Consider the following 21,223-nt stretch of genomic DNA (forward strand, 5'->3'; position numbering starts at 1 on the left):
CGCCCTGCATGGGACATGATGCTTGACTTGCCGGGGGCTTCCCCCCATCTTTTCCCGCATGGCACCTTTTGACCTGAAAGAGGAAATTTTACGCCTGAAAAAAGAACGCAACGCCATCATTCTGGCGCACAGCTACCAGACCGGGGACATCCAGGACATGGCCGACTACGTGGGCGATTCCCTGGGGCTGGCCTACAAGGCGCAGCATACGGATTGCGACGTGATCGCCTTCTGCGGCGTCCATTTCATGGCGGAGACCGCCAAGATCCTCAATCCGGACAAAACCGTCATCCTGCCGGACGCGGACGCCGGCTGCTCCCTGGAAGCCTCCTGCGACGCCGGGGAACTGGAAGCCTTCCTGAAAGAGAACGCCGACAGGAATTATTACGTGGTGGCGTATGTGAACTGCTCCATCGGCGTGAAGGCTCTGGCGGACGTGATCGTCACCTCCGGGAACGCCGTGAAGATTGTCTCCCAGGCTCCGGAGGACCGTCCCATCCTGTTCGTGCCGGACCAGAACCTGGGCGCCTGGGTAGGCCGCCAGCTGGGACGCCCCATGGAGTTGTGGAACGGGGCCTGCCACGTGCACATGGAATTTACGCGGAACCAGATTCTGGCCCTGAAGGAGAAGCACCCCGGCGCACTGGTGGTGGCGCACCCGGAATGCACGGAGGCCGTGCGCCTGCTGGCTGACCACATCTGCTCCACGGAGAAGATGATTCCCTACTGCACGGAAAGCCCGGCTTCATCCTTCATCATCGTCACGGAATCCGGCATCCTGCACCGCCTGCGCAAGCTGGTGCCGGGCAAGGAGTTCATTCCCGCCCCCACGGAGCAGTGCTCCTGCAGCACCTGCCCGTACATGAAGATGAATACGCTGGAAAAACTGTACTTGGCTCTCCGGGACCTTTCCCCCGCCCTGGAGCTGCCGGAAGACCTGCGCAAGAGGGCGGAAGCCCCGCTGCTGCGCATGCTGGAGCAGTCCAAATCCTGACCCATTTTTCCCCCGCATGATACGCCTTTCCGACCACATCGCGGCCGCCGGCGGCTGGCTTTCCCTGGAAGCCTTCATGCAGCTGGCCCTGCACCACCCGCAGGAGGGGTATTATTCCTCCTCCATTGAAAACATCGGGAGCCGCGGGGATTTTTCCACCACTCCCACGCTGTCCCCCATTCTGGCAAAGGCCGTCGCCGCACGCTGGAAGGAGGCCTGCGCCCGCTGCGGCAGGCGGCTGCCCCTGCTGGAGATAGGCGCCGGCTCCGGAGCCCTGGCCGTCAAGGTTCTGGAACAACTGGGGTTCTGGAACCGCCTGAATACGGATTACGTGATTGTGGAGTCCTCCCCCCGGCTGCGCGAATTCCAGCACCTTCTGCTGGGAAGCCAGGCCAAAATTTATGCTACCATGGAAAAGGCGCTGAAGCACTGCGGCGGCAAAGCCTTCATTTTTTCCAACGAGCTGGTGGACGCCTTCCCGGCCCGCGTGTTTGAGTACACGGAAGAGGGCTGGCGGGAAGTGGGGCTTACCGTAAAGGACGGAGCCGTGCGGGAGGAACTGCGCCCCGTCCGCCAACAGCCGCTTTTCTCCCACATGCTGGAATATGATTCCCAGCCGGGGCAGCGTCTGGAGATTCACGATTCCTACGCACGCTGGTTCACCGGCTGGCTGCCCCTCTGGAACATGGGCGTCATGACGGTCATCGACTACGGGGACGAAATGGAGCGGCTTTACTACCGCCGCCCCCAGGGTTCCCTGCGCGGGTATAAAAGCCACCAGGTGCTGACCGGGGAGGAACTGTACCGGCACCCCGGCCTCACGGACCTGACCTGCGACGTGAATTTTACGGACCTGCTGGAGCTTTCCCGCAACTGCCTGGGGGATACGGTCACCCTGATGACCCAGCGGGATTACCTGCTCCCCTACGCGGAGAACACGCCGCAGGACGCCTTCCTGACGGACGAACACGGCGCAGGAGGCCATTTCCACGTGCTGATCCAGGAACGGCTGTAATGTTCGTCATTCCTTTCCCGAATTTGCATCGTTAAACTTCCTGTGTGCCCCTATGTTCGATCTTTCCGATTTTTTGAAAGATATTTTATCCTCATTGATTGGACCTCCCGGGAGTGGCAGGGATGACGAACAATCCCGGAGGCGTCAATGGACGGGTATTATTCTCCTGGCAATCGTCATGGGATCTCTGCTCTTATGGATACATATGAACAGCATGGCGGCTCTTGTTCTCGGCATGGTCTTTGCCTTTTGGCTGATCGCTTATATTATTGTCCAATCCCTCCGGAATCATGACTATAAATAAAATTGCCGTGGTTATGCCTAGGGGAAGTTTAGATACGAAGGCCGGGAGGCCTTCGTTCCCAGGCGACCGCTTCTCATGCATGTCATTGGAATTGTCCCATCCCGGATTTCCTATCATGACCGCGCTTTTGGGAACAAGGGCCTCCCGGCCCTTGTAAATAAGTTAGTCCATAACATCCCGGCCTTCCGATAACAAAGCTCATCCACCAACTTCCTCCTTCCAACTCCTTTCACAAAACCATGTTTGACCTTCTTTCCTTTCTGCTGGATATCCCGTCCCTTCGAGCAGAGTTTTCCCCGCGCGCCAGACATGACGGGGAATCCCCGTACTGGCGTTTCATGGGCATCCTTCTTCTGGGAGCGGACCTGGCCGTGCTGTTGTTAGGAGAGATCACGGAAAGCATGCCGGCTCTTTTAGCCACTATTGCCCTCAGCCTCTGGCTAGTCGCGCACCTTGTCATCCGCTCCTCCCGGCACAGGGATAACCGAGGATAAAGCATCCTCCCTCCTTCCCAAAAGCACCCTGCACGCCAACATTGCAGGGAAACCGGGTCTACCCCCTATTTCCACTTTCAGGGCAGTAAAAACATGATGCATTCATTCTCAAAGCATCCTGTATTTCCTTCCATGGGCCTGTCATAAAAATTTTCTCCTTTTTGAACGCAAGCCCCCACCCGGGACTCTAACCTGCATCAGTAACAAACCGGGCGGCGGGAGGTAGAGAGACCGCCACCCATTATGGGGAGTTCTGAGTTTCATAGGTAATATAGTTGGATAAAAACCCGCACGGGGGAAACCCTGTGCGGGTTTATTCATCCCCGCTCCGGGGCACCCGGAAAACAGGGCCGGAACAGGCCGCAGAAAATCATGGCTGAACCAAATTAAGGCTTGAGAGTTGAAGGCATCTCGCTAATCTGGCTTCAGCAAGAATCATCTGTTATCATGGTCACCACGAACGAACCGAATGTTTACGAAACAGGAGTACTGGACTCCAACGCGGAAGGCAATTTTGTCTACACCACCCTGGACGCCGCCATCAACTGGATTCGTAAAAATTCCCTCTGGCCCATGCCGATGGGGCTTTCCTGCTGCGCCATCGAGTTCATGGCCGTGGCCTGCTCCCGGTATGACCTTTCCCGCTTCGGTTCGGAAGTAACGCGCTTTTCCCCCCGCCAGGCGGACGTGATGATCGTGGCCGGCACCGTCACCTACAAGATGGCCCTGGCCGTCCGCCGCATCTGGGACCAGATGCCGGAGCCCAAGTGGTGCATCGCCATGGGCGCGTGCGCCTCCACCGGCGGCATGTTCCGCTCCTATTCCGTGCTCCAGGGCGTGGACAAGATTATTCCCGTGGACGTTTACATTTCCGGCTGCCCTCCCCGCCCGGAGGCCATCCTGGAAGCCCTGCTTACCCTCCGCAAGAAGCTGGATACCCAGCAGCCCGCACGCACGTTCTTCAAGAAGGAGGAACCGCGCGAAGCCAATGCCCCCGTGCCGGTCGAGACGGAAATGCCTCTCGAATAAACCTTTTCCGACCGTTTTACTCCGTTCCATCTTTTACCATTTCTTCTCCATGCCTTCTCTAGAATCACAGATCAAGACCGCCGCAGACAACGCCCAGAACCGCTTTGGGAAAGACGTCATCACGGACCGCTACGAGTTCCGGGGCGACATCACGCTGACCGTCGCGCGCCATGCCGTGGCGGACGTAGTCCGCTGGCTGCGGGATTCCGCCGGGTTTGACATGATGGTGAACCTCTGCTCCGTGGACAACATGGGGGAAAGCCCCCGCTTTGAAGTCAATTATACGCTGACGCAGGCGGAAACGGGCGTGAACCTGAGCCTCAAGACGAAGGTGGACGACGGAGAGGAAGTGCCCAGCGTCACGGAAATCTTCCAGTCCGCCAACTGGCACGAGCGTGAAGTATGGGACCTGATGGGCATCAAGTTCTCCGGCCACCCGGATTTGCGCCGCATTTTGATGTGGGAAGGCTATCCTTATTTCCCCCTGCGAAAGGATTTCCCCGTTCAGGGCGTACCTACTGAACTGCCGGGCGTCGCCTTTACGGAGGCGGCCCCCACCCAGGGAGCGCCGTTCGCCACGGAACAGGGCCGCTGCCCCAGCGCCTGCCGCGAACCCCGGTCCCATAAATTCTAGCCCATTTTCCAGCCCCGCAAGGCGGGGTCCCTCCCATGACCCGACTCCCCCTCATCCTGCCCGTATGTATCATCAGCCTGCTCAGCGGCTGCCAGGACGCCAACCCGGCAGAGCGGGAATGGAAGGACCAGTTATATAAAAACCTGGCGATCGTGGGAGCCAGAAACTGGATTGTCATTGCGGAGTCCTCCTTCCCGGCCTATACGGGAGCCGGCATCAAGACCATGGTCTCCGACAAGACGTCCGATGAAGTGCTTCTGGACGTGCTGAACATGCTGGAGGAGGAAGCCCACGTGGTGCCCCGCATCATGATCAGCTCGGAATTGCGCAGCGTTACGGAGGATTACGCCCCCGGCATCAAGCGCTACCGCAATAATATCAATAAAATGCTTCCGGGACGCCAGCATTTTGAATTGATGAGCCGCACGATCAATTCCCTGATCGAAGACGCCGCCAAGCAGTTCAACGTGCTGGTCATCAAGACCAAGACGTCCCTCCCCTATTCCAACATTTACATTGAACTGGATTCCGGGTACTGGAATTCGGAATCGGAGACGGCGCTCCGCAAATCCCTGGAGGCCAAGGATGCGGTCAACCGCCGCGCGGCCCAGGACAGGGTGCTGGACGTGCCCCTTACGCCGGGAGCCGCCCCCGCGCCGCAGGACCGCAAGGAGAATCCCCCGGCGCCCGGCGCGCCCGCATCCACCCCCACGGACAACCTGCCGGAGCTTCCGCGGGAAAACCGCCAGCCGGCCTCCCCCGCCGGGAACCAGGCTCCCGGTGTGCCCCCGCCGCCCATCAAGGATCCGCTGGGAGGGAAAACCGCCATTGCCAGATTTTCATGAACCATCATATGGACAAGGCCACAGAAGAACGCCTCCGCGTGGAGGCATGGGTAGGGGACGCCATTCTGGCGCTGTACGTCAGGGAATGGATTCTGGCGGAGGAAGGAGCGATCAACGGAAAGCTTTTCATCGAATTCACCAGCAATGATTTCCTGCGCCGCACCGGCAACGCCACAGGCGTGGAAGCGGAAATAGGCCGCACCTTCAAGGCAGGAGGCCTGGAAGCGGCCTATGCCTGGATTGAGCATCATTTGAAGCCCCGCATGGAGGAACGCTGGCACACCCTGCGCAGAAAAGCCCTCCGGTAGCCTGCCGCCGCCATGTCCGCCTCCGGAACACCCCTGCCCTGGGACCGGGACAACGGCCCCTGCGTGATGGCGCCCCCCCATTTGAGGGATTGGGCGGAAGAGGCCGCCGCCTTCCTTTCCCGCCGGGGCATGGATGGGGTCACGGCCTTTGCCACGTCCGGTTCTTCCGGTTCGCCGCCCAAAGCCATTTTATTCACCCGGCGCGCCCTGGACGTCTGCGCGCGCGGAGCCCTGGAACACCTGCACGCGGAATGCGGGGACTGGTGCTGCCCCCTGCCCGTCTGGCACGTGGGGGGCGCCATGATTTACCTGCGCGCGGCCCTGGCCGGGACCGCCGTCCATGCGCTTCACGGCAGGTGGAATCCCCAGGCCTATGCGGACCTGATGAAAAGCTCCGGGGCCTGCTGGTCCTCCCTGGTTCCCACGCAGGTGGTGGACCTGGTCAATCTGCGCCTCCGCGCGCCTTCCACCGCCGGATGCATCATCGTAGGAGGGGGGGCGCTGGACATGGAGACGGGCAGGAAAGCCCGCGCCCTCGGCTGGCCCGTGGTGCAGAGCTACGGCATGACGGAGTCCGGCTCCCAGCTCGCCACGGCTCTCCCCGGCGATCCGTACCACACGGACCGCCTTTCCCTGCTGCCCCACTGGGAGGCAAAGACGGACGAGGACGGCCTCCTGCGCTTCCAGGGGGAAGGCAAGCTGTGCGGCTGCCTGCTGACGCAGCCTCTTGGAGGTTTTCTGCTGGAACGGGTGGAGCCGCAGGAGTGGTGGAGCACCCGCGACCTGGTGCGCCTGGAGGGGCGTCTGCTGACCTTCCTGCGCCGGGCGGACAGGCTCGTCAAAGTCCTGGGGGAACTGGTGGACCCGGACGCCGTCCAGGACGCGCTGCGCCGCCGTGTTCCGGAGGCGGTAGTGGAGGCCGTTCCGCACCCGCGGGCCGGAATGGAGCTGGTCGCCTGCGGTCCCGCCTCTGTGCCGCTGGAACGAGCGTGCCGCGAATGGAATGCAGCTGCTCCCGGCCCCCAGCGCATCCGGGCCGTCATGGAAACGCCCATTCCCCTGACGGTGATGGGAAAACTGGACCGCCGCCGGCTGCGCGCGCTGCTGGAGGAATGCCCGGAAAAACTGCGGGAGGTTTAGTGAGGCGCATCCTCCCGGGGCTCTTTTTTAAATAATCCGGACTGGATGGACCGGATGGACTGGATGGACGGAAGGGGCACAGGGGAGGCTTAATATCCCTTGTTTACTTTGTCCATTCCGCCTTTCCCGGCTATCATTATCCTTTGCCTTGGGAGCTGCCGCACACGTGCCCGGAGCCTCCCGTCACAGCTTCATTTGTCTTCTTTAAAAAAAGAACGTGACATCATCAATAATTAAACATTCAGGCACGTGAAAAACGCTTGTAGGGCAGAGGTTTTTCCTGTTAGAAAAGAGTTGATCCATGCGTGCCCGTCTTCTGCTTATTCCCTTTATTTTTTCCGTTCCGGTTCATGCCCAGGACGTTCCGTCCCAGGCAGGGGCAAATCCACCCGTGCAGGTGGAGCAAGTCCCGGTCCGGGACCTTTCCCAGCTGCCCATGGACGGCGGCTGGACGTACGGGGAATTGCTCGGCAAGGCTGCCGCGGGAGACTTCCGGGCCAACATGCTGGCCGGGGAGTACTGGATGGGGCTTTATTACCTGAACCGGGGGGACCTGCCGCTGGCCTGCCTGGAGCACATGCAGCATTTCTTCCGTGAAGCGGCCGCCAAATCCGGTCATCCGGCTCCCAAGCTCATGATGACGGACCCCTACGGGATTTTCGGGATTTTCAAGGCGCAGTCCATGCAGCCGGAGCACGCGGAATGGCTGGACGCCTGCCGCAAGCTGGCCGAGAAGGGAGACCTGGACGCCGTCACGGCGCTGTACACCGTTACGGACCTGCCGGAAGCCGAGTTGAAGCGCTACCTCGCCCCTCTGGAAAAGAAAGCCGCCTCCGGCGACCAGGACGCGCTTGCCCAGCTTGCCTTTATCAGGGTGGACTGGCTGAAGGAAGACCCCGGCAAGGTGCTTGAGTCCCTGGAGAAGCACCGGAAAAACGCCAAACCGGTTCTTCTGGCCCGGATGGGGGAACTGGCCCTTTCCCTGGGCGGGGGGCCCTCCGGCAACGATCCGGACGGCAGGGAGTGGCGGAACATGGCCGTCCAGCCCCTTTCCCAGGCCGCGGAGAAGGGACACGCGGCAGCCATGCGCCTGCTGGCGGAGATGACGAAGGGTACTGCCGCGGAGCAGTCCGGAAAGCTTCTGGCGGAATTGCGCTCCAGGGGAGATTTGGAAACCCTGCTGGGCGACCTCTCCGGCTGCATGAAGGAGAAAAGGGGAACCGTGGACGGCTACCTGCTCCAGACCCTGTTTGACCAGGCCCGCAAGCTGGGCAGCAATAATGCCTACGCCTGGTACGCCCAGTTGGTTTCCGAAGCGAAGCCACCACAGGAGCAGGAGCTGCGCAAGGCCGCCCTGGACCTGCTGGCCCTTCATGACGAACGGGGCATGCCCTTCCTGAAGGAACCTCTTTCCCTTCCCCAGAAAAAGCTCAACCAGCTTCCCCCCTATGCCAAAACGCACAAGGAGCTGGAGCTGGCCTCCCAGCTTGGAGACGCGGATTCCAGCGTCCAGCTGGGCGAGCTGTGGAAGGAGGAACTGGCCAATACCATGGATTCCATAGGCAAAGCCCATGAAGCGCAGGAGAACATGCGCACGTGGTACAAGCAGGCGGCGGAAGAAGGACATCCCCTGGCCAAGCTGCGCCTGGCCCAGATGGAAAACCCGGATTTGATGGACAAGCCGGCCGCGGAACCCGCCAGAACGCTGCTGAACGACTGCCTGGCGAAAGCCGCATCCGGGGACTTCATTACGCTGAGAGGCATTTCCGAATACGTCACGCCGGAACAGTGGGAGGAGCTGACCGCCAGCCTCCGCAAAAAAGCTCAGGAAGGGGACGCCCGCAGCCAGGCGGACCTGGCCTACCTGATGCTGTTCAGCTACAGGAGCGAGGAATCCGGCTATCCGGAAGCCCTGGCCTGGGCCCGGCTTTCCGCCGGACAGGGGGATCCCTGCGGCATGTACGTGCTGGGCCGCGCCCTTATTTACGAATTCGGCTTGGAAAAACGCATGGCGGAAGGGGATTCCTGGATGTTCCGGGGGGCCCTGAAGGGCCATGTGGACGCGGCGGACATGTGGAGCTCCAATAATGAAAACCTTCAGCCTTACAGCGCCATGATGCACGGCCTGGCGGCACGGGGCCACATTCCCTCCCTGCTCTTCCTCGCCAACCAGGCGGCCTATCCCCAGGATACGGCGGAAACGGCGGCGCAGAACGCCAGCCGGAATACCTCCCATTCCGCCTACCAGCAGGTCAAGCTGAGCTTGAATAGCGAGGAAGGAAACACCCCGCCGTGGCTCCGCAAGCCGGGGCAGAAGGATAACGCGGAAGATACGCTGACGGACGCCGGAGCCGTCCCCCCCTGGATGACGCCGTCCGGCAGGGAACGCCAGGCCCCTGCCCCGAAAACCATCAATCCGGAAGCCGTGAAGTTCTGGGAACAGGCCGTGGAACTCGGCAGCCTGACCGCCCTGGACGAATTGGCCAATTATTATGAAACCGTGGCCGGGAACGTGCAGGACCCTGCGGAACGGCAGCAGCTGCTGGCCTCCGCCATGACGGCGGCCACCGCGCTGGTGAAGAAGGAGGACGTGCGCGGCCTCAAGAGGCTGGCCCGGTATTACGAGCAGGGGATCGGCGTGCAGCCGAACAAGGAGCTTCACAAGGATTATGTGCTGAAAGCCGCCGCAACCAAAGACCCGGAAGCCCTGGTGGAAAAGGCGCGCCTGCTCATCAAGGGAGAGGATATGGAGCCGGACCCGAAAACGGCGATGGACATCCTGACCAAGCTGGAACAGAACCAGACGCATGCCGTGCCCGGCATGTATTTCCTGCTCGGCTACCTGCATGAGGAAGGGCTCGGCACTCCGCAGGATATGGCTCTGGCCTACCAGTTTTACATTAAGGGAGCGGAACAGGACGACGCCAAGTCCATGAACAACCTGGGCTCCATGTACGAACGCGGAACGGGCGTGGCCAAGGACCTGGCGGAAGCCAGGAAGTGGTATGAACAGGCGGCGGAGCTGGGGAATGAAGACGCCCGCGCCAATGTGGAGCGGGTGAAGGAAAAGATTAAGAAGAAGGCGGGGAAATAGGCTGCGCCTTTGCCCGGTGAATGCCCCGGAATGGGTTTGCGGGAGCAGGGAGCGCCGCAGGCCTCTGCGGCCGGCTGGGAATGAGGTGAGGAAAGCGAGCGCGATTCTTCAACGGGACATTCCCTGTTTTTAAGATGAGGAGGCCCATTCAAGGTTCGTGCATTCTGCCATGCGTGGCTGTTCGGGCCGCCCGCATGGGTATATGGCGCTCCCTGTTCCGGCCATGCCGTGCCGGGACGGATTTTGCTTTCCAAGGCGGCAGGGGCGGAAAGGCACCTCCACAAGGAGGGCGGCTGAAGTTATTCCCGTGTCACTTTCAGGCGCAGGAAGCGCCGCTTCATGGCGCTGTCCTGCACGGGCTCCGCATCCCGGAATTCGGCAGACGTTCTTCCGGCGGTTTCCACTTCCCCCAGGGAAGTCCAGTTGACCAGGTCCGGGGAGACTTCCACTTCATGCTTTACCTCCGCCGCCTGAGGATTTACCGGCCACCGCAACACCAGATGCCTGCTTCCTTCAACGCCTTCTTCCACGGATACCTTCGTCACGCTTCCGCAGGGTTTCAGCGGGTCCAGGCCCGTGGCGTATTTCATCAGGTTGGTGACGCCGTCCCCGGCGGGGGAGGCATCAGCCGCCGTCCGGTCCGCCGTGGCGTCCGGCGGGAAGGTGTCCTGCACCCACTTGTCATAGCCCGCCAGGCCTGCCCCGGCCTGCGTCACGGTGACGGCGCATTCCTGCTTGTCGGAAGCGCGGAACACCACCGTTCCGGACCGTCCGGCGGCGGATTTGTTTTCCAACGCCGTCAGGATGACCGTGGTCCGGCCGATGCCGGAAGCGGCGGAAACGGAAATCCATTCCGGGGAGTCCGCCACCACCCAGCCCAGGGCTTCCTCTTCCATTTGAATTTCCACATCCACCGCCCCTCCTGCGGCGGGAACGGACGCCCCCACCCGGGACAAGCCGAACGGTGAAGCCGTCATAGGAAAGGACGTGGAGGAGACGTAGCGGTTGGCGGCCCGCAGCAGGGAGCGGCGGTCAAAGTAGTTGTTGCTCCCGGCGGCATCCGCCGCGTCCAGCCCCATGTCCCAGTACATGAAGCCGGCCAGCTTCTGGTCGCTGATGTATTTGGCTTTCTTTTTGACAGTGGTGACGCCGTTGTAGTGGAGCGTCAGGTTGAGGCCGGAATAGGAATAGACGGCCGTGTCATTGTCCGGGTTGTCCGCTTCCGGGCAATTGGCGGCAATGTCCCTGTAGCCCTTGATGTAGTCTCCCGGCTTTTTGCCGTCAGGCAGCCCGGCGGTTCCGGGCGTTCCCTGGAATGGGGCGCTCAGGATGATCTTTTTATCCGGAAAGCCTTGATTCCTGAATTTTCCGCAGGCGGAAACCATGCTGTTATAGGTATTCACGTCAATGGCCGGCCCGTAGTTCTGGAAGGTGAAGTAGTCCACATACTGCATGTACGCGGCGGGGAACCAGTAGGCGACGGTATGCAGGGAGATGGAAAAGAACATGTCCGGATTGGTCTCCCGGATGGCCTGGGCCAACTGGCCGTAACTGGTCCATTTTCCGTCCCCCTGGTACAGCCATTCAAAGTCCAGGTCCACGCCGTCCAGCGGATATTTTTTCAACAGGTCCCTGATGCCGTCCGCAAACCTCTGGCGGGCGGCGGCATCCGGCAGCATGGCGCTCCACGCGCCTCCGGCAATACCCAGGCGGATGCGCATGCCTCCCACCCCTTCCGTCATGCCGCGCAGCGTGCGGACATGTTCCGCCCAGGAGGCGGTATCACGGCCAAAGACGTCGCTGTTCCCCCAGTGAGCCACGATGAGACGGTCATTCCAGTTGGGCTGTACTTCCGTGCCCAAACGGTTGACGGGCCGGGCCAGATGCCACACGCGCATGTCGTCTATTTTCCCCTTCAGGTTCCGGCCCACGACGGCATTCGGCGTGCCGTTCATCTCCCCGGCGGCAACCGCCGCCGTTTGCAGGGGGGCGCCGTTCAGGTAAAAGACGCCCGTTCCCGCCGTGGAATTGCGGATGAAGGCCAGCCAGAAGTATTCATGAAGGGCTACGGCGGGCAGGTCCGCCTCCCAGGCAGCCGTGGAGCCCGCCTGCAGGCGCGCTTTGTAATGGCCATCCGCCCACGCCAGCGTCATGGACACGCTGTCGTTTTCAAACAGAGTGACGTTCTGCTCCCCGGCGGATAGAGCCAGGTTCACTTCAATCGTGAACGCGTTGGCATTGCTGCCCGCCAGCAGTCCGTTGCCCACGTTCATATAAGCGTCTTCTCCGGTGAATTCCAGAACGTTCGTCCGCGCGCCGTCAGCGGGGAGAAGCTGCACGCCCCGGCTTTCCGTCACGTCGTTGTCCGGGTAGGAAAAGCTGATGTCCCCATTGGCGGCGGCGGAAGCGGCGCCGATGTAAATGATATCCGAGTTATTGATCATGTGGGGACGGGACGGCCAGTTCCACATGATATGGCTTTCGCGGACGTACCCGGTCACCAGCATGTAGCGGAAGGTGTTGTTGTCCATGACGATGGAGAATTCCGTGCCGGACGGCGTCACCGCCTGGTACGGGCGGGTGAAGGAGCTGCCCGTTTTGTCCGCGAATTCCGTCCACTTGGCGTCCCGGAAGTCTCCGTCCAGCCGCCACAGCCCCACCAGGCGGCCATACCTGGGGTGGGCCATGGGCAGCGGCCCCGTCAGGAAAAAGTCGTCCGCTCCGGTCCCCAGCTCCGCATTCCAGAACCGCAGTTCGTCCCGGGCTCCCTTGAACTGCGCAGCCAGCACCAGGCCTGTCCAGCCGTTTTTCATGGAGGCCAGGTAAGGCGCGGCAGGAGCGGTTCCCGCCAATGTTCCGTCCACATACAGGCTGACGTTTTCCGTTCCCAGGGCCACGGCCACATGGTGCCAGGTTCCGGCGGCGAAGGGCTGGCCGGAAGCCTCCACGGAGGCGGGAGTTTCCGCATTCCCGGATTCCAGATGCAGACGGCCTCCGTTCAGGGAGAGCGTGGAAGCCCCCAGGGAAAGAATAGCGCCGGAGACGGCGTCCCCATCCGGCCTGACCCAAAGTTCGCAAGTCATTTCCCCCGTTCCGGTCCAGGCATCCGCAGGCACGGGAAGCGCCACCGGGGAGGAAAGAACGGTCAGCGCCCTGTTGTGGAGCACGCTGACGGGCTTCGGCTCCGGAGCGGGAGGGGCCGGGGTATCATCCGTGCGGACAGTCAGCGCATTCAGATTCAGGGTTCCGGTTCCGGCGGAGCTGCCTTCCTTCACCACGTCAAAAACGAGCGTCCCGGCCTCATCCGCTGCCGCGGTCCATTCCACCGCCATATAGGTATCCGCGTCCGCCGTGTTGACGCCCCCTTTCCACGTGTCTTCCGTGCGGGAACCGGTGGAGGTCTGAAGCGCCTTTACGTCCACATGAGCGCCGGATACCAGGGAAACGGACTGGTACGCGGGCTTGCCGCTGCCCAGGAAAAAAGAAACGGCATATTCCTTGCCGGGCGCCAGTCCGGAGAGGGAAACGCGCACCGTGCCGGCCCGGACCGCCATGCCGTTGGTAAACAATTGCAAACTCGTATTCAGGGCTTCCCCATGATTCGGAAAGGAGAAGGCGCTTTCCGCCTGCAGCACGCCGCCCGGCTGCCCTCCGCGGGTTTCCCCCTTTTCCCGCCACGTTGAATTGGCGTTGTTATAGCACATGTTTCCCACGCTCGCTTCCGATTTGGCCGTTACCGCCAGATAAACGGAGCGGCCAAACAGCGTTCCAGCCAGCACGGGGGAGGAAGAGGCTTCCAGGTTATTCCTCCGCAGGGGCACGCTTTTCAGCGTGGAGGATGGCGTGGTGGTCACCACCCCCATATTCGTCCAGCCCGGCTGTGCCGCAGAAGCCGCATTGCCGAAGTCCACGCCAAAGGATTCCACCGTTCCCGCACCCTGCCCCGGATTCCCCAGAACGGAGAGAGCCACCGCCACAAGGACGCCGAAGAGAGATTTCTTTTTCATAGATATAAGGTTATTAAATAATCTAACAGATAGACTTCTGCAAATAAAAAATGCCGGAAAGGAGGGATGAACAACATGGGCGGTCCATCCCTTCTTTCCGGACATCTCGTCAAAGATAATGCTGAATGCTCCTTAGTTTTTGCGCCGCCGCAACAGCAGCGCCGCCAGTCCGAGCAACCCCAGGGATGCCGTGGCCGGTTCGGGAATGGGCTCGGTTGCCAGCATGAATCCGTTCAAGCTGACATCTGCATTTACCACATCCGCGGCCGCTCCGGCGGAGCGTTCATAAGTGAGCGTCACCTGGCCCGAATTGTTTGTGGTGAATGCCCATTCCATCCCCACGCCGGAAGAATCCGTCGTCCCCTGGAAAGTTGAACCGGTCACCGTTCCCGCTCCTTCATAGCCGTCCATCAGGCTGCCGGTGACATTGCTGACACCGCCCGAGAGGGCCATGCTGGTTTTATTGGTTGAGAAACCGTTGTTGCCCAGAACGTACAGATAATAGGTGGTATTGGCCGCCAGGCCGCTCAACGTGAATTGCAGGCCGACGGTCTGTCCCTTCACCCCGTTGCACTTGCCGGAAATGGAAGATTGCGCCATGCTGTCCGGGAAGAGGGAGTTGATGGAGGGGGACGTGCCTGTCGCGTCCAGGTAACCCGCATTCATGGCGGCGGTGCTTTTGTACGCCATGGTGAGCGTGACGTCCTGACCGCCCAGATTGCCGAGAACCACGGACGGGGAAACGTTTCCCCCGTTTTTGCTCAAGGAAGCAATGGAGGCGTAGGAGGCGGCTTTTCCTCCCGTGATGGAGGAAGCCTGGGTAGCCACACTGATCCAATCCGGATCCCCCGCAGAGGAAGAACCCAGATTAATTTTCAGGGAAGCCGCAGAAGCCGCGGAGACGGCGCCTGCCAATAATAGCAGAATGAATGATTTCTTCATGGTTTTAGCCAATTCACAAGATATATGCCGGATTTGGAATCCGGTATGGATGTTACAGCCGTGAAAAATTGTTCTTCCTGATGCTCTGCAACATTTCCCCATCCCCCTTTTCACAGCCTTATACCGCCGGCCCTGACGGCTACCGCCGCCAACATGCAGAGACGGTCAGTAATGATCGCCGGAACAAAAAGAAAGCCTGTTATATCAGGAAATCCCTACGGCAATTTCCAGGATATTGCCAAGCCAAATTTCCTTAAAACGTTTTTCTTTCAATTTTGTAGGCTTGACTCCGGATTCCAAATCCGTCCGTTTTATAACCCTGTCCTGACCAATAAGTTATTTTTTATCATTTAAAACCGGAATATTTATGATTTCCAGACTTGACCAAATATTCTTTTTCTACATTTCCACGAATTCCATTAATTATTCCGTTTTTCATGGAGGAAGATGGTTGCAGCCATCTACGGTTCCACATCCGGAACCAGCAATAAAAAACGGACGGTTTCCCGTCCGTTTTCTGGAAATTGAAGTGTTGAACTACCGGATCAGTAGTCCAGTTCACCTCTCATGACCCGGCGCTCGAATTCGGCCACGTCCACCACCTGGCCGGTCAGCCGGGCGTGTTCCGTGGCAAAGGCCATGACATGGGAGTGGGCGGATTCTTCAATGGAGGTGGTCATGTCCGCCGGAGAGGGAACCGTCAGCATGTCATCGTAAAGGGCTTCCACCAGCCCCCAGTCACCGCCGCCGTGGCCCTGGTAGCCGCCAGCCAGTTCCTCCAGCTCCACCACGCGGGTTTTTCCGCCAAAGTGGGGCGTGACGGTGATTTCACCGGGGCCGTTTTCCTTGTAGAAGGCTCCGGCGCGGATTTTGCCTTTGGTGCCGTATACTTCAATATGGCGGCCCTGTTCAAAGGCCGTCATCGTGAAGGTGCCGGTCAGGCCGCCTTCAAAGCGCATGATGGAAACCTGGTGGTCCGGCTGGTCATTGTCGCACTGGAGGTAGTCCCTGCCCCACGGGGAGGTTTCAAGCCATTCGCAGATTTCCTCCGCGGTGGCTTCCTGCGCGCGGTCGTAAACCATGCCCAGCCAGCGCTTGCATTCGTCGTCCGTGGCGTATTTGCGGGCGTCCCAGGGGTCTTCCCCCACCGGGGTGGTCCAGTCCGTGCAGCGTTCCGGCCGGGGGGAGGAGAGCGTTTTTTTCGTGAAGAAGGTGAGCTCCCCGAAGCTGGCTACGGAGAGGCACTTGCGCCGCCCCATGAGCCAGTAGAGGATGTCCATGTCATGGCAGCATTTGGCCACGATCATGGGGGTGGAGGTTTTGCTGTTGCCCCAGTGGCCGCGCACGAAGGAGTGGGCGAAGTGCCACGCCCCCACGCCTTCATTGGCGTTGAAGGTGATGACGTCCCCTATTTCCCCGCTGGCGATGATTTTTTTCAGGGTGCGGTAGAACTGGGTGTAGCGCAGCACGTGGCACACGGCCACGCGGCGTTTCAGCTGGCGCGCCAAGTCACGCAGTTCCAGCGTTTCTCTCAGCGTCTTGGCGATGGGTTTTTCCAGCAGGACGTGGTAGCCCAGCTCCATGGCCTTTTTGCACGGGGCGTAGTGGTAGTCGTCCTGCGTGCCGATGATGGCTACGTCCGCCAGGCGCGGTTCCTCCAGCAGGGAGGTGGCGTCCTTGAACAGGCGGATGGAGTCCCGCTCTTCCTCCGGGGCAAAGTCACGCACGGCTTCCGTGCGCTGCTTCACGGGGTCCGCCGCGGCGGCGATGCGGTAGCGGTCTTTTTGTTCCATGGCCAGCTTCATGTAGGTGCGCGTGCGGGAGCCGCACCCGATGCCGGCGAGAGAGAGTCTTTTTTGTTCAGGCATGAGGGTTATATTAGAGATTGATTTAAAGGACGCCGGATTTGACAAGCAGAGCTTCCGCGTCCGGATCACGGCCCATGAAGTCGCGGTAGAGTTCCGCGGCAGGCTTGCTGTTGCCCTTGCTGAGGATGCAGCGGCGGAAGTCGCGCCCGGTCTGCGGGTTCAGCACCCCTTCCTTCAGGAAGCGGCTGAAGGCGTCCGCTTCCAGCACTTCCGCCCATTTGTAGGAGTAGTAGCCGGAGGCATAACCCGTGGGGTCCGCGAAGATGTGGGTCAGGCGGCGCGCCACGGAGGGACCGCGGTGGGTCATGGGCACCCGGTAGTCCGCCAGGATGCGTTCATCCGTTTCCTCCAGCGGAGCGCCCTTGTACTGCGGCCAGTTCACGTGAAGCTCCAGGTCCAGCTTGCCGAAGCAGAGCTGGCGCATGAAGTCCGTGCCGCTCATGTAGTTGCGGGCGGCGCGCATTTTGGAGAACAGTTCGTCCGGGATTGTTGCACCCGTTTCATAGTGCGCGGCGAAGAGGTCCACGGATTCCCGCTCCCAGCACCAGTTTTCATTGATCTGGGAGGGCAGTTCCACAAAGTCCCAGGCCACGTTGGTGCCAGCCAGGGATTTCACCTCCACATCAGAGAGGAGCTGGTGCAGCAGGTGGCCGAATTCATGGAAGATGGTTTCCACCTCCCGGTGGGACAGCAGCGCGGGCTTGTCCCCAACGGGCTTGGTCATGTTGCCGACCATGAGGCCCAGATGGGGCACGCGGGGCTTGCCGCCGCGCGGGGGTTCCCCCACGCTGAGGTAGTTCATCCACGCTCCGGCGCGCTTGGAGTCCCGCGGATGCCAGTCCGCATAAAAGGAACCGAGATGTTCCCCGCTTTCCGCATCATGCAGTTCATAGAACAGGACGTCCGGGTGCCATACTTCCACCGCGCCTTCCGGCACTTCCCCGGATTCACCGGGCTTGAACGCCACCGTGGGGCGCGGCGTTACCGTGATGCCGTACAGGCCGGAGTAGATGGAGAAGAGGCCGTCCATCACCTTTTCCACAGAGTAGTACGGGCGCAAATCTTCCTCGTCAAAGGAGTAGAGCTCGCGGCGGCGTTTTTCAGACCAGTAGGCGGTTTCCCACGGGGAGAGCTTTTCCACGGGTTTTCCGGTTTTTTCCTCCTTGTACCGCCGTACGGCTTCCATGTCTTTCAGGAAGGAGGGCTTCACCTTGTCATGGAGGTCATTAATAAAATTCAAGGCGTTGGCTCCGCTCCCGGCCATGCGGCGGGAGGTGGCGTAGTCCGCAAAGCAGCCATACCCCAGCAGATGGGCCTTTTTATCCCGCAGTTCCAGGATTTCCGCAATGAGGGCCTCGTTGTCATATTCCCCGTCCTTCCCTATGGAGCAGGAGCCTTCCCACATTTTACGGCGCAGTCCGTCCGAGTCCGCAAATTGCATGACGGGCTGGAGGGAGGTGAATTTCTGCGTGAAACGCCAGCGGGGGGCTTCTTCCGTGCCGTGGCCGTTGGCCAGGGCGTCCAGCCGGGCGGCTTCCTTCGCGGAGTCCGGCAGGCCGGAGAGTTCCGCTTCATTTTCCACGATGAGTTCCCAGGCGTTGGTGGAGTCCAGCACGTTTTCCGCGAATTTCTTGGTCTTCAGGGAGAGCCGGGCTTCTATTTCCGCATATTCCGGCTTTACCTCGTCCGGCAGGTCCGCCCCGCTTTCACGGAAGTCCGCCAGCGTTTCCTGAATGAAGCGCTGCCTGACGGGGGAGAGGTTTTTCACCCAGTCACAGGCCGCGGCTGCTTTCAGGACCGTCCACAGGCACGGGTTCAGCGGAACGGAGGAGGAGAAGGCGACCACTTCCGGCAGCATTTCCCCGATGGCTTCCCGCTGGGCGGGTTCGTCATTGACGGAGTCCAGATGCATGATGCGGCCCCAGCCGAGGTGCAGTTCCTCAGAGGCTTTTTCCAGAGCGCCGAAGGTGCTTTCATAGGTCAGGGAGTCCAGCGGCTGGTCGCAGATGGCCTGGATGTTCGCCCTGGCGCGGGCGATGGCTTCCGTAACGTCCGGCTTGATGGCGTCCGGCGTGAGCCGTGACCAGGAAACGAGGAAGGAGGGGTCCAGATAGGGATGGTTCATGTTGCTTGATGTATTTGTTATTGAAAATGAAGATGGCCTTATTCCGGGAATACAGGAGTTCATGGGAGCTCCGGCCTTCCCTGCGGCGGCCATGAAAAGATGAAGTTTACCATGTTTTAGGAGAATCCGGAGGAGCGGCGTTTGCCTGTTAAATATTTTTAATGAATGCTGCGGGGTTCCCGCCTACCAGGGTATGCGGACCGACATCCTTCGTTACGACGGAGCCGGCGCCTACGACAGCCCCTTCACCCACCGTGACGCCGGGACAGAGAACCGCCCTGGAACAGATCCACGCCCCTTTTTTTATCACTACAGGCTTATTTTTCAAGATGAACAAGTTGCCGGCATCATGATTGGACGTCAGTATGGAGACCTGCGGCCCGATCAGCACGTCATCTTCTATCGTGACGCTTCCCGCGGCCATCACGTCCAGGCCTTCATTGATGAATACGCGCTCGCCCACCGAGACGCAGTGTCCGCGGTCAATCTGGAAGGGGGGAGAGATGTTGGAGGATTCCGGGAACCTGCCCTCAAAGAGTTCATTCACGAGCGCCCGCACTTCCCCGTCAAACGGTGGGAGCGAATTGATTTTCTGGCAAAGCGTGCGGCTTCTCACCGTTTCCGGCCACAGTATTTCCTTGAATTCCCTGGATTCCCGGGTGTTGATCGGTTCTCCGTTTTTCAGTCTTTCGTAAATATCCATGTTGTTCGCCTTTCCAAAGTTTTTATTCATCCCAGTCCCTTTCCCGTCTGCCGGGGACGGAGTCTCCAGTCCGTTCCATGAGAAACGGCAGGATGGCAGGATGGATTATTTTCCGGCGGCGCGGGCTTGTTTCAGCGTGTCCAGCACTCCGGCATGGTTCGGGAAGCGTTTGAGCGCCTGTTCGCACATGTCCGCGCATTCCCGGTATTTCCCGGCCTTCAGATAGGCGCGGGCCAGCTTCCATTCCGCGGGGTACGGCACCACGGGGGGCAGCAGCAGGGAGGAGAAGCGCTGGCTCCCGATGGCCTCGGACATCCAGACGCTGGCGGAGTCCGGGAACATGAGGGAGCGGATTTCAGAGGAATACAGGCTTCCCATCTGGAGGCAGCGAGCCCAGTAGGAGACGCTCATCTGCCGCCGGGCGGCGTCCGCGCCGTCCATGAGCAGGCGCAGAACGCCGGACAGTTTGTCAAAGGCGGACGCCACGGCGCCCGGCCTGCCCTGCCTGGCAGAGTAACAGGCGCCCATGTATTGGGTGACCACTGCCGCCATGCCGTTGCTCAAGTCCGGAAATCCCTTGGGCAGCGGTCCCGGAGAAGCCTTGAGCACAAGAGCCTGCGCGGGCAGGTCAGGCCGGGCCAGCATCAGGCGCGCGGGCAGTGTCCTGGCCTCCCATATTTGCAGGAGGGTGCCGGGGGCCAGCGGATGCTTTTTGTCCAGGGGAACGGAAGCGGCGCGGGCGGCGACGGCATTCGCCTGCCTGTAATGTCCGGCGCAGAATTCGGAAACGGCCCGGTAAAGGATGGAGCGGAACCAGGCGTCATCCAGCGCGGGGGGAACGTTTTCCGCCTTTTCCCAGGCCAGGCACAGGTTTTCAGAGTCCTTGAAGGCGGCGCATGCCCCTTCATAGTCCCCCGTGCGGAACAGGCAATGGCCCAGCAGATGATGGGCGGACGCGGAGAAGGGGTTGGCGGCCACGGCCTTGCGGGCGGTTTCCACCGTTTCCGGGGAAATGACGGGAGCCACTTCCTCCAGCAGAGCGCGCATGAACAGGGCGGCCTGGGAGCCGGGGCGTTCTTTCAGGACGGCGTCCACCACGCGGACGGCCTCTTTCTGCCCCTCTCCGGGGTTGCCGTGCCCGTCAAAGCCGTCCCGCAGGAGCATGGCGTAAAAGAGGGGTGCGTAAGGGTCGCGCTTCCAGGTGGAGCAGATGGTTTTCCACGCTTCCTGCGCCTTTACGGGGCCGTTCATCAGCAGCACGGCCAGGGCGTCCGCATAAGCGCGTTCCTGTTCCGGACAGTCCGGACGCAGCGCCAGCTCCTTCATGCGCTTCATGGAATGGACGCGCTGGTCCTGAAAAGCGGGTCCGGCGCCCATCAGGCTCATGCACCTGCCCCAGTGGGCCATGAGGCAGTCCGGGTCCAGCCGGAGCGCGGCGTCAAATTTCCGGAAAGCACGCATGTCCCCGAAGGTGAGCAGATGCGTCATTCCTTCCAGCACCAGCATTTGCGCGGCAGGAGAGGAGGAGCCCACCATCATCGGCTCCACGCCGGGCGGCAGCACGGCAGGCTGTGCCGGAACGCCGGCGCGGAAGACGGCCTCCCGCCAGCCGTTCAGGGACGGGCTGCTCATCCAGTACCCGTGTTCCCCGCCCCCAGCAGCGGAACAGAATCCCGCCATGGCGGCGGCCAGCAGGACATGGCGGAAAGAGGCGTTCATAA

At 60.8% G+C, this 21,223-nt stretch carries 16 protein-coding genes; 10 read left to right on the top strand and 6 right to left on the bottom strand.

The genetic code is table 11. The annotated features are described in order from the left end of the window. Positions 1 to 58: 58 nt before the first annotated feature. From nadA to J5W70_RS12470, 10 genes are all read left to right on the top strand, one after another. Complete coding sequence (gene nadA, locus J5W70_RS12425; protein WP_022397382.1) at positions 59 to 994, top strand: quinolinate synthase NadA; 936 nt, start codon at positions 59 to 61, stop codon at positions 992 to 994. 16 nt (positions 995 to 1,010) lie between these two features. Next, positions 1,011 to 2,009, top strand: a complete 999-nt coding sequence (locus J5W70_RS12430; RefSeq protein ID WP_022397383.1) for an SAM-dependent methyltransferase — start codon at positions 1,011 to 1,013, stop codon at positions 2,007 to 2,009. 52 nt (positions 2,010 to 2,061) lie between these two features. Beyond that, entirely contained in the window at positions 2,062 to 2,313 is a 252-nt protein-coding gene (locus J5W70_RS12435) for a hypothetical protein (RefSeq protein ID WP_022397384.1), read from the top strand. A 239-nt stretch (positions 2,314 to 2,552) separates the two neighbouring features. Then, positions 2,553 to 2,807 (top strand): hypothetical protein, encoded by a 255-nt coding sequence (locus tag J5W70_RS12440; RefSeq protein WP_022397385.1) that lies wholly within the window; start codon positions 2,553 to 2,555, stop codon positions 2,805 to 2,807. A gap of 447 nt (positions 2,808 to 3,254) precedes the next feature. Further along, positions 3,255 to 3,836, top strand: coding sequence for an NADH-quinone oxidoreductase subunit NuoB (gene nuoB, locus J5W70_RS12445; RefSeq protein WP_022397386.1), 582 nt, complete (start codon positions 3,255 to 3,257; stop codon positions 3,834 to 3,836). A gap of 49 nt (positions 3,837 to 3,885) precedes the next feature. Then, positions 3,886 to 4,470 (top strand): NADH-quinone oxidoreductase subunit C, encoded by a 585-nt coding sequence (locus J5W70_RS12450; protein WP_022397387.1) that lies wholly within the window; start codon positions 3,886 to 3,888, stop codon positions 4,468 to 4,470. A gap of 35 nt (positions 4,471 to 4,505) precedes the next feature. Beyond that, on the top strand, positions 4,506 to 5,315 hold the full coding sequence (locus J5W70_RS12455; RefSeq protein ID WP_022397388.1) for a hypothetical protein: 810 nt from the start codon (positions 4,506 to 4,508) through the stop codon (positions 5,313 to 5,315). Next, positions 5,312 to 5,623, top strand: coding sequence for a ribonuclease III domain-containing protein (locus J5W70_RS12460; protein WP_022397389.1), 312 nt, complete (start codon positions 5,312 to 5,314; stop codon positions 5,621 to 5,623). Before J5W70_RS12455 ends, J5W70_RS12460 begins: the two co-directional genes overlap by 4 nt. Before the next feature lie 12 nt (positions 5,624 to 5,635). Next, positions 5,636 to 6,763: an AMP-binding protein gene (locus J5W70_RS12465; RefSeq protein WP_022397390.1), complete on the top strand. Its 1,128-nt coding sequence runs from the start codon at positions 5,636 to 5,638 to the stop codon at positions 6,761 to 6,763. 301 nt (positions 6,764 to 7,064) lie between these two features. Next, on the top strand, positions 7,065 to 9,857 hold the full coding sequence (locus J5W70_RS12470) for a tetratricopeptide repeat protein (protein WP_102728084.1): 2,793 nt from the start codon (positions 7,065 to 7,067) through the stop codon (positions 9,855 to 9,857). 299 nt (positions 9,858 to 10,156) lie between these two features. Here the strand turns inward: J5W70_RS12470 and J5W70_RS12475 are convergent, their stop codons facing one another. From J5W70_RS12475 to J5W70_RS12500, 6 genes are all read right to left on the bottom strand, one after another. Next, the gene (locus J5W70_RS12475) at positions 10,157 to 13,864 is read right to left on the bottom strand and encodes a LamG-like jellyroll fold domain-containing protein (RefSeq protein ID WP_022397393.1); all 3,708 of its coding nucleotides are present in this window, start codon (positions 13,862 to 13,864) and stop codon (positions 10,157 to 10,159) included. Positions 13,865 to 13,996: 132 nt separating this feature from the next. Beyond that, on the bottom strand, positions 13,997 to 14,806 hold the full coding sequence (locus tag J5W70_RS12480; protein WP_022397394.1) for a PEP-CTERM sorting domain-containing protein: 810 nt from the start codon (positions 14,804 to 14,806) through the stop codon (positions 13,997 to 13,999). Between the two features lie 545 nt (positions 14,807 to 15,351). Next, the gene (locus tag J5W70_RS12485) at positions 15,352 to 16,674 is read right to left on the bottom strand and encodes a Gfo/Idh/MocA family protein (protein WP_022397395.1); all 1,323 of its coding nucleotides are present in this window, start codon (positions 16,672 to 16,674) and stop codon (positions 15,352 to 15,354) included. Positions 16,675 to 16,696: 22 nt separating this feature from the next. Further along, on the bottom strand, positions 16,697 to 18,799 hold the full coding sequence (locus J5W70_RS12490; protein WP_022397396.1) for a M3 family metallopeptidase: 2,103 nt from the start codon (positions 18,797 to 18,799) through the stop codon (positions 16,697 to 16,699). Between the two features lie 148 nt (positions 18,800 to 18,947). Continuing rightward, complete coding sequence (locus J5W70_RS12495) at positions 18,948 to 19,532, bottom strand: DapH/DapD/GlmU-related protein (protein WP_022397397.1); 585 nt, start codon at positions 19,530 to 19,532, stop codon at positions 18,948 to 18,950. 75 nt (positions 19,533 to 19,607) lie between these two features. After that, a complete protein-coding gene (locus J5W70_RS12500; RefSeq protein ID WP_022397398.1) occupies positions 19,608 to 21,221 on the bottom strand; it encodes a tetratricopeptide repeat protein in 1,614 nt (537 codons plus the stop codon). Between the last annotated feature and the right edge of the window lie 2 nt (positions 21,222 to 21,223).

Origin of the sequence: Akkermansia massiliensis (genome assembly GCF_018847375.1) — a bacterium.
GTDB classification, from domain to species: domain Bacteria; phylum Verrucomicrobiota; class Verrucomicrobiia; order Verrucomicrobiales; family Akkermansiaceae; genus Akkermansia; species Akkermansia massiliensis.